The following is an 8,825-nucleotide window of genomic DNA, read 5'->3' on the forward strand; positions in this document are numbered from 1 at the left end:
TTGATATACTAAGAGAAAAAAGGAGATTGGAGTCATGAAAACATTCGTTCTTGCACCAGATTCATTTAAAGGGAGTTTGACGGCTAAAGAAGTCTGTGAAGCGATGGAAGTCGGCTTCAAAGCTGCCCGTCCTGATGATCTATTTTTGAAGATCCCCATGGCAGATGGCGGAGAAGGCACCGTACAGTCGTTAGTTGATGCTGTAGGTGGTTTTATACAAGAAGTAACCGTCAAAGGGCCGCTGCAGCAAGAAGTCGTCGGAGAAATCGGTCTATTGAAAGATGGTGTGACGGGTGTCATTGAAATGGCTTCTGCTAGCGGCATCGATTTGATTCGCGCGTCGGAAAGGAATCCGCTCATGACCACGACTTATGGAACAGGGCAGTTGATCAAAGCTTGCTTGGATCGCGGAGTACAAACATTGATCATTGGACTTGGCGGCAGTGCGACGAATGATGGCGGAACAGGAATGGCAGCTGCACTTGGTGTCCGTTTTTTAGATGAAAAAGGTAAACCATTACCCTTAGGCGGAGACTTTTTGGATCGATTAGCGATCATTGATTCTAGCCAAATCGATCCTCGCTTAGCTGAAATGAACATCATCATTGCCAGCGACGTGACCAATCCATTATGTGGTCCAACTGGTGCTTCAGCCATATTCGGTCCGCAAAAAGGCGCAGATATCCATATGGTCGAACGACTAGATCAAAATTTAGCTCATTATGCCATGCTTTTGAAAGAGCAGCTGCAACAAGATGTAAAAAATATCCCAGGATCAGGTGCTGCTGGTGGAACGGCAGCCGGCTTATTGGCTTTTACCGCTGCTACATTGCAGAAAGGTGTAGAGGTTGTCATAGAACAGACTGGTCTGCGAGAGGCCATAAAGCAAGCCGATTATGTGATCACGGGAGAAGGAGCGATTGATTTTCAAACCAAATTTGGCAAAACACCGTATGGAGTGGCACAAGTGGCCAAAACTTACAATAAGCCGGTGATCGCACTCGCCGGCTCAGTAGGTGAAAATGCAGAAGAATTATATGCGGAAGGGATAGATGCTGTTTTTGGGATCACTCCTGGTCCGATGTCCTTGGAAACCGCTATTGCAGGTGCTGCTGAAAATATACAACGGACATGCTTGCATCTCGGCAGAATCTTGCCGTAGAAAATTCCTGGATCAGCTTCTTTTGTTTGCTAAAAGGTGTAAAGAGCGTCTTGTTCCCTAAAAAAATACTTTTTTGTTATATTAGGAGTAAGCTCTAATCCTGCAGAAGATTCTATTTGAGGAGAAAGCAAAAATAGCAGAACTTTTTTAGGGGAGGGAGACAAATGAATGAAAAAATATTGTTGATTGGTGAACATTTTTCAGAAAATCTGGGAGATGGTGTCATTTGCCAAACCGTTCAGCACTTGATTCAGCAAGAGTATCCTGATGCAACTTTCTTTTACTCTGATCTTTCAGGACGTAAAGCATACAAGCAGCAGAGACTTAATGTAGCAAAGAAAAGACAGTGGCTAACATTTAAAGCGAAGAAGAAAGCTGTTTCTTTGATCAAAAAACATCCTTATTTGCATCATTCTTTTCTGCATGGAGATCGAAAGATGTTAGCGACGATCAAAGAAAAAAGTCAGCAAGATTATGACTTTGCTGTGTTTGCAGGTGGCCAACTGTTGATGGATTACTTTAGTTTTTCTATCAGCCGACATTTGTACTTTTTAAACAAACGCCAAACGCCGACTTTTTTTAATGCTTGCGGTATGGGCAGCATACGTAGTAAAGGATTTCAAAAAATACTGCAAAGGGCGCTGGCTAAAGAAGTGGTTTCGGCTATTTCGGTTAGAGATGATGTAGTAGGAGTGAACCAAAAGCTGCTGCAGCGTGCTCGCTTAAAAGCTACAAGCTCGTATGACCCTGCACTGTGGGCGAAAGAAGCTTTCCAAATCCAGAAAAAGGATAATGAAACGATTGGTCTTGGCGTAATCAGTACCAACAAAGAAAAAGACGATCAGCTGATTCAACTTTATCAAAAGGTTATTCGTCAATTAGATGCGAAAAAAATAAGATGGTCGTTATTTTGTAATGGCAGCTTAGAAGATCAAGTTTTGGCTCTTCAAATAGCCGAGCATTCAGGACATGATGCTTCTGTTGTAGCGCCTAGGCCTGAAAGACCTAAAGCATTGGTAGAATTGATTTCCCGTTATCGTAGTATCATTTCTTTTCGATTGCATAGTCACATTATCGCAGCTTCGTTAGGGGTGCCGAGTGTTGCTATCACTTGGGATAACAAAGTAGATTTCTTTTTTGAACACTTGCGCTGTGGTGATCGAGTATTCAACTATGATTCAAACCCTCAAGATATATTGCACAAATTAACCGAAGCAGAAACGGAAGGATATGATGATTGTCTGATTCAGCAGCAGAAGGAAGAAAGCCGGCTGAATTTGCTGAAAAATATCCAGTACATTCAACAGACACAAAAGAATGCTGCAGGATTTAAGAAGACAGGCATGATGCTAGATGATGAGCTTTGAAATGACTGAAGATTCTCTATTTGTGCATCACTTTTAAACATTCATTCAGAAAAGAAACAAGGCAAAGGAAATGAAAGAGAAATGAAAAAAAGATGTAAGATAATATTGTTGATGAGTTTGATAGGAATCATTGCCGGATGCAAGCAGCCTGTAGACGAAGCTAACAGCAACACTGATGAACAGGTGGCGAAAAATGTAGCGACCCAACAAACCAGCAACGAATTGATGGAACGGCAACAGGAAGTAGTCGAAGTCATGCTGGTGAATCGTGAAGGGACGACGATCGGTACGGCTACATTGATGGAACAAGGAAAAGGGATACTGGTGACGCTATCTGCTTCTGGGTTGCCAGCAGGAGAACATAGCATAGCTGTTCATCAATCCGGACAAATCGATCGCCCTGATTTTGCTGCCATCGGACCATTGCTTCCCGCTGGAAAAAATGAAGTAGCAGGAAGAACCAGCAAAATTCAGGTGAAGGAAGACGGTACCGTTAAAACAGAATGGCTGCTGAAAGAAGTGACTTTGGAAGCAGATAGTGATCATACATTAGCGGTTACAGAAGGAACGTCTCTTGTTATCCATGAGCAAACTCCAGACGAGGTAACAACTGATCCTGATTCTTACTTGGCAGTCGGTGTGATTTATGCTGCTGATCAACAGTAAAGACGTCTTCTTTTTTCAATAAACTTGTTTATTGAAAAAAGGAGATGTTTTTTAGCTATTTAATTAGTTTATTTCTTGTGTCAGTTTATATTGACTTGTGTATTCAAAGAATGTTTCAATATAAAAACAATGTTGTTTTTATAAAATACTTAGAAAACAAAAGATTGAGAATTAATGTTATAAGCAAGATGAAGATGTAGCAGAAAAAATGTGCTTATATTTGTGAACAATATCCCTCTCTAAAAGAGAATAAAAATTTGTGTTTTGTAAGTTTGCCACTCTGTAGCGAGCGCTCTCATTTATTAGATAATAGAAAATCAACTGCTATGTAATGTATATATATACCTATCCACTAAGAGACAAAATTTTACTACTTACATGTCAATCTATTTCTATTCGTATTATTTAAATCATTACATAAAAACTTAGCACTTTTAGCAGAATGTATAAAAATAGAATTATTACTTACTTTTATTCGTTGTATTTCTTTCGAAGGAAATTTCTTTATCAACGTTAGAAGAGGAAGAACCATTTATTTTTCCATCAAAAAAGCCCGCCTTATTGTTAAGGCAGGCTTTTTTTAATTAATCGACATCGATCTCTTGGAAATCGTAATCTTTTTCTTCAGACACATCAGCGCCATCATAGAACTGTTTAGATAGCTCTGTCAGTGTGCCATCATTTTTCATCGCTTCTAGTTGTTCATTGATTTTATCCGTCAAAACGTCATTGCCCAATTTGATGGCATAATTGGTTTCGCTTGGGTTGTAGTAAATGTCATGAACTTTTACTGGGATATCTGGCAAAGCTTTTGTAGCAAGTAGTTGAGAGTAATAGTCATTTAGGATAACGTCAGTACGGCCATTTGCTACATCCATCAGATATTGGTCGTTTGTTGCGTTATCGTAAATCACTTCTTCAGCACCGTAAACTTTTGCTACTTTCATATAAGAAGTGGTAGCTGCACCAGCTGCTTTTTTTCCTTTCAAATCTTCTAATGACTCGATACCAGAGTTATCAGACTTACGAACCACCATTGAACCGAAAGAATATTTGTAAGGCTCTGTATAATTGTATTTGTCTGCATTTTCGCCGTCACGGTCAATACCCATTGCCGCAACGTCTACAGCGCCACTGTTGACAGATGTCAGCATACCGTCGACACCCATTTCAGTAAATTCAACCTCTAAGTCTAATCGATCAGCGATTTCGCGGATAATTTCGACTTCATACCCCGTCAACTTATTTGTATCTTCTTCGTGATAAGAACTTGGATAAAGTGTGCCGGATGTGGCAACTTTTAATACACCTTTTTCTTCAATAGCATCCCATTGATCTTGTGATGATGCACCTTCTGCTTTGTCGCTTTCTTTGCCGCAACCAGCTAAGAATAAGAATGCAAGTGCAGCAACGATATACCCCTTTTTCTTAAACATACCTTTTCCTCCTCAGAATATTGTTCTCACGATTATTAAATATAACAGGGGAGGAGTGTGTGGTCAAAACAACTTCGAAAAAACAGTTGAAAAGCTATCTAAAAGAAATTGTTAGAGTAGTAAAAGCTGATAAATAAAGGCTTATTCATAGAAGATGAAGTACAATAATGTTCTTATTGTAAATGAAACACTTGTCTAAACTGTTTCAGAAACAAGAGAGAAAAGAGGCGTTTCGTCTTTCATTCGTTTTATATGAGTTGCTTATTTCTTCTCATACCTCAGCTTTTTCGTAAAAAAGAAGCCGACAGTATCAGCCCCGGCTTCTAGTGTTTATTGAGTTTATAATATCCTTTATTTTTAGGGTGTTTTTCAGTCTAACGTTTTCTTGCAACATGTCGCTCGTCGTTTCATTTAGAACCATCAATGATTCAAGTCGTCTTTTTAGCAACGTGACTGTCGATAGCGGCTTGCTTGACCGCATCAGCTACAACAAGTGCGACGCGCGGATCAAGCGCATCGGGAATAACAAAATCCGCTGCCAGCTCGTCTTCCTGAATAAGCGAGGCAATGGCATGAGAAGCAGCCACTTTCATTTCTTCATTGATATCTGAAGCCCGTACACTGAGCGCTCCTTTGAAGATCCCTGGAAAAGCCAACACGTTGTTGATTTGATTTGGAAAATCACTGCGACCGGTACCCATCACAGCTACGCCAGCTTCTTTGGCAATTGCCGGCATGATTTCGGGCTCAGGATTAGCCATTGCAAAAACAATCGGATCGGCATTCATTTTCTGGATCATAGCCGGAGTCAAAATGCCAGGTGCAGACACTCCTATGAAAACATCAGCTTGTTCCAATGCTTTAGACAAATCGCCATGCAAGTCTTCCAAGTTGGTTGTCTCCATCATTCGCAACTGCTCAGGGTTCAAGTCAGGTGTGTCTTTGGCTAAAATGCCTTTTTTATCCGTCAAAATCAAATGTTTGACTTGAAAGTTCAATAAGTGCTTAGCCACAGCAATACCGGCAGAACCAGCTCCATTCACAACTACTTTGATTTGATCGAAAGACTTGCCGACCCATTTCAATGCGTTGATCAGACCAGCAGCGACAACGATCGCCGTTCCATGCTGATCATCGTGAAAAACGGGAATGTCCAGCTTTTGTTTCAGCTGACGTTCAATCTCAAAGCAAGCGGGGGCCGCAATGTCTTCCAGATTGATGCCGCCAAAGCTGTCGGCCATCTGCTCGATCGTTTGTACGACGGTTGCGGTATCTTTTGCTTTTAGGCAAATGGGAAAAGCATCAATATCAGCAAATGTTTTAAACAAGACACATTTGCCTTCCATCACTGGCATAGCAGCTGCTGGTCCAATGTCTCCCAGCCCAAGCACTGCTGTTCCATTCGTGATGACACCTACTAAATTATTTTTGCGTGTGAGTTCATAAGCCTTTTCTGGGTCTTTTTCAATGGCACGGCAAGGTTCAGCAACACCAGGCGTATAAGCAAGAGCGAGATCTTCTCGGCTTTTGATCTCTGCTCGACTGATGACTTCTATTTTTCCTTTCCAATCATAATGTTTATTTAAAGCCATTTTTTTATTGTCCATCGTAGTCCCCTCAATCCTCAAACGGGAAACGATAGTCGTGAAGACCAGCATCGTCTCGAATAGCGATCAGTTCTTTTTGAACAGATTCATTTACAGGAAGACCTGTTTTTTGGCGTTCTTGCCATATCAAATATTCTTTTTCGCCAGCAGTATAGATTCTATCTACACCTGGTGCTTTTTCAGCTGCACGCAATTCACGTAAAATGTCGCCAGTTGTTTGTTTGAATTGTTCTAATCCCACGAATGCCTCAGTGTCAATGGCAATAAAGAAATGTCCTAAGTGGAATTTGACCTTTTCGCCATCTTTGCCGATTCCCGTCAGCATCGATAAAAAGTTTCCTTGTTGGAGGGCCGCGGACAATACTTCAACGATCGTTGCATAACCGTATCCTTTGTACCCTGACAATTCTTCTCCAATTCCGCCTAATGGAGCTAGAGCTGCTTCTCCTGATTGGAGGGCCCTCAAAATTGCGGCTGAATCGGTCATAGCTGATCCGTCGTGGCCGATCACCGTTCCGGCAGGCGTCTCTTTTCCTTCTCGTTCATATAATTCGATCCTTCCTCTTTGGATAATAGACGTTGCACAGTCAAGAGAAAAAGGAAATGGTTCGTCAGTAGGGAAGCTGACGGTTAAAGGATTGGTTCCGAGTTTATTTTGGACACTGAAAGTTGGCGCAATAGAAGGGCGTGCGTTTGTTCCGGAGATGCCGATGCAACCTGCTTCAGCCGCCATATCTGTATAGTAACCAGCAATACCGTAATGTGTAGAATTACGGACAGCTACCATACCCATCCCATATGTCTTCGCTTTTTCGATCGCCATTTTAATGGAACGGTAACCAATGACCTGTCCCATCCCATCATGTCCATCTACAACAGCAGTAGTGGGTGTTTCTCGCACGACTTCGAATGTTGTGACGGGATTTTGGATCCCATCTTTGATCCGATCGATGTAAATAGGTTTGAAACGGTTAACGCCATGACTTTCGATCCCTTTTTTATCCGATTGCAGCAAAACATCTGTACAGATTTTAGCATCTTCTTCAGGAATACCGTAAGCTTCAAAAGCCTCTTCAATAAAACGTGTCAAAAATCCCCACTTCACATAACTAGTCATTTTCTTTCCTCCTAAACGTATTTTTCATGCGAGAAGATAGTAATGGGCAATGATGGAAAACGCTTTCTTTGTTTGTCTTTAGCTTAGCACACTTTTGTTTATTCAAAATTAAAAAGAGATGAAGGAAATGTAAATCTTTTGAAATATAAGCCGTCATTTAATTTTTAGACTGTACTTGATCGCAAGCAGGGTTCTTATGAACAGGTGAGCAGATTTTCTTGGCAAGGGTGATCAAATTTTGCAAAACAAGCGGCGTTAGTTTTGAGCCGCGTTGTTTCTTTTTGTTTTGCAAAAAGAAAATGGATTTAAAATGACATAAACAAGATCGTACTACTGATGATCAAAAAGGTTTTAAAAGGACTACTTTCTTACAAACGCAAACACAATAAAAAACAGGAGCTGAGATGAGGTCTCGGCTCCTGTTTGTATTGCATTATTCTTCTATTCAACTTCAAAGATGTCAGTAACTAGACGTTCAACATAGCGAGCAGATTGCGGTACAGCATAAGATTCTGCACCATCCACATTGAACATTTTTAGTGCGCTGATGTCATTCATTGCTGCTTGAGCGGTTTCGGAGTTTAACGCTAAGATAGGATTTTGTACAGTTAACGTTTTTGTTTTCCCTAAACCTGTTTTAAAAATTAATTCCAACGATTTTGCCATGATTGTTTCCTCCTTTTAATATGCTTCTTCATTTTTTATTAGCGAATGTATTTGTATTGCTCAACTACAACAGTGTGAGCCAAAGGTAAAGCAGTTAAAGATTCAATGGCAGCAGTGAAGCCTGCTACTTGATCTTCATTGACTTGCTCGATCGTATTCCCATAACTGCGGCGGATCACCTTTTCGTTTTCCACATCTTCAAAATAAACCTCGATAGCACCTTTATTCCATTCTTTTTGCATGAGACATTCCTCCTTTGATTTTGTTGTAAGGTTGTCATGACTGCTTACACTAATAGAAACGAAATCCGCAAAAAAAGTGTAACCTTTTTTTGAAAAATAAAAGGAAAAAGTTATTTTTTGATCTGCAAGGCCATTTATAGCTATTATTCGCTTTTTTCTAGGCTGAACGTTCTTTTCTGTGCTAGTTCAATAAAGGCACCTGTTATTCATTTAGGTGCTGCATGCTCTTATTATTCGCGTTAGTGTAAAATTATTGTTGGAAAACACAAAAAAAGGAACAGCTCCTTATGTTATGATGATGTTAACCCAAACCCACCAAGAAGGAGCTGTCCTTATGTCTATTATACAAGAAATGATGGAAACAATCACGAAAGAAATGAAACTTATTTTTGATCAAGCGGTGTCAGGAAAATCAGCTTTTAATGATGTTATTTTCGATATCCAAGAGTTGATGAGAAAATCAGGTGTAGAACTGGCAGAAGACTTGTTTTCTCTTTTAGATGAAACGATCAACGAAAGCACACAACGCAAGAAAGATTGGCACATACAAAGGAAAGCAGAT

9 protein-coding genes are annotated in these 8,825 nt (G+C 40.4%); 4 read left to right on the forward strand and 5 right to left on the reverse strand.

The annotated features are described in order from the left end of the window. Window positions 1–34 precede the first annotated feature (34 nt). The 3 genes from BM057_RS08535 to BM057_RS08545 all read left to right on the forward strand — a co-directional run bounded on the left by BM057_RS08535 (window position 35) and on the right by BM057_RS08545 (window position 3,195). Complete coding sequence (locus BM057_RS08535; RefSeq protein WP_047391152.1) at window positions 35–1,162, forward strand: glycerate kinase family protein; 1,128 nt, start codon at window positions 35–37, stop codon at window positions 1,160–1,162. Window positions 1,163–1,326: 164 nt separating this feature from the next. Beyond that, window positions 1,327–2,529: a polysaccharide pyruvyl transferase family protein gene (locus tag BM057_RS08540; protein ID WP_092092950.1), complete on the forward strand. Its 1,203-nt coding sequence runs from the start codon at window positions 1,327–1,329 to the stop codon at window positions 2,527–2,529. Window positions 2,530–2,610: 81 nt separating this feature from the next. Next, window positions 2,611–3,195, forward strand: a complete 585-nt coding sequence (locus BM057_RS08545) for a superoxide dismutase family protein (RefSeq protein WP_081981937.1) — start codon at window positions 2,611–2,613, stop codon at window positions 3,193–3,195. A gap of 584 nt (window positions 3,196–3,779) precedes the next feature. On the opposite strand, the gene BM057_RS08550 is transcribed toward BM057_RS08545, so the two are convergent. The 5 genes from BM057_RS08550 to BM057_RS08570 all read right to left on the reverse strand — a co-directional run bounded on the left by BM057_RS08550 (window position 3,780) and on the right by BM057_RS08570 (window position 8,263). Further along, window positions 3,780–4,631: a transporter substrate-binding domain-containing protein gene (locus tag BM057_RS08550; protein ID WP_092092952.1), complete on the reverse strand. Its 852-nt coding sequence runs from the start codon at window positions 4,629–4,631 to the stop codon at window positions 3,780–3,782. Window positions 4,632–5,059: 428 nt separating this feature from the next. Next, on the reverse strand, window positions 5,060–6,238 hold the full coding sequence (locus BM057_RS08555; protein ID WP_092092955.1) for an NAD(P)-dependent malic enzyme: 1,179 nt from the start codon (window positions 6,236–6,238) through the stop codon (window positions 5,060–5,062). Window positions 6,239–6,248: 10 nt separating this feature from the next. Then, window positions 6,249–7,355 (reverse strand): Ldh family oxidoreductase, encoded by a 1,107-nt coding sequence (locus tag BM057_RS08560; protein ID WP_092092956.1) that lies wholly within the window; start codon window positions 7,353–7,355, stop codon window positions 6,249–6,251. A gap of 441 nt (window positions 7,356–7,796) precedes the next feature. Then, window positions 7,797–8,021, reverse strand: a complete 225-nt coding sequence (locus tag BM057_RS08565; protein ID WP_047390446.1) for a DUF2922 domain-containing protein — start codon at window positions 8,019–8,021, stop codon at window positions 7,797–7,799. Between the two features lie 38 nt (window positions 8,022–8,059). Beyond that, window positions 8,060–8,263: a DUF1659 domain-containing protein gene (locus BM057_RS08570; RefSeq protein ID WP_047390444.1), complete on the reverse strand. Its 204-nt coding sequence runs from the start codon at window positions 8,261–8,263 to the stop codon at window positions 8,060–8,062. 334 nt (window positions 8,264–8,597) lie between these two features. On the opposite strand from BM057_RS08570, the gene BM057_RS08575 reads away from it, so the two are divergent. Next, a partial coding sequence (locus BM057_RS08575; RefSeq protein ID WP_218147459.1) for a hypothetical protein occupies window positions 8,598–8,825 on the forward strand: 228 nt, incomplete at its 3' end.

It is taken from the genome of Pisciglobus halotolerans (genome assembly GCF_900113675.1).
GTDB classification, from domain to species: domain Bacteria; phylum Bacillota; class Bacilli; order Lactobacillales; family Carnobacteriaceae; genus Pisciglobus; species Pisciglobus halotolerans.

Excerpts from the sequence above, each read along its gene's own strand:
- BM057_RS08555 (WP_092092955.1), bottom strand. The coding sequence starts at position 6,238 with ATGGACAATAAAAAAATGGCTTTAAATAAACATTATGATTGGAAAGGA.
- BM057_RS08570 (WP_047390444.1), bottom strand. The coding sequence starts at position 8,263 with ATGCAAAAAGAATGGAATAAAGGTGCTATCGAGGTTTATTTTGAAGAT.
- BM057_RS08545 (WP_081981937.1), top strand. The coding sequence starts at position 2,611 with ATGAAAAAAAGATGTAAGATAATATTGTTGATGAGTTTGATAGGAATC.
- BM057_RS08535 (WP_047391152.1), top strand. The coding sequence starts at position 35 with ATGAAAACATTCGTTCTTGCACCAGATTCATTTAAAGGGAGTTTGACG.
- BM057_RS08565 (WP_047390446.1), bottom strand. The coding sequence starts at position 8,021 with ATGGCAAAATCGTTGGAATTAATTTTTAAAACAGGTTTAGGGAAAACA.
- BM057_RS08550 (WP_092092952.1), bottom strand. The coding sequence starts at position 4,631 with ATGTTTAAGAAAAAGGGGTATATCGTTGCTGCACTTGCATTCTTATTC.
- BM057_RS08560 (WP_092092956.1), bottom strand. The coding sequence starts at position 7,355 with ATGACTAGTTATGTGAAGTGGGGATTTTTGACACGTTTTATTGAAGAG.
- BM057_RS08540 (WP_092092950.1), top strand. The coding sequence starts at position 1,327 with ATGAATGAAAAAATATTGTTGATTGGTGAACATTTTTCAGAAAATCTG.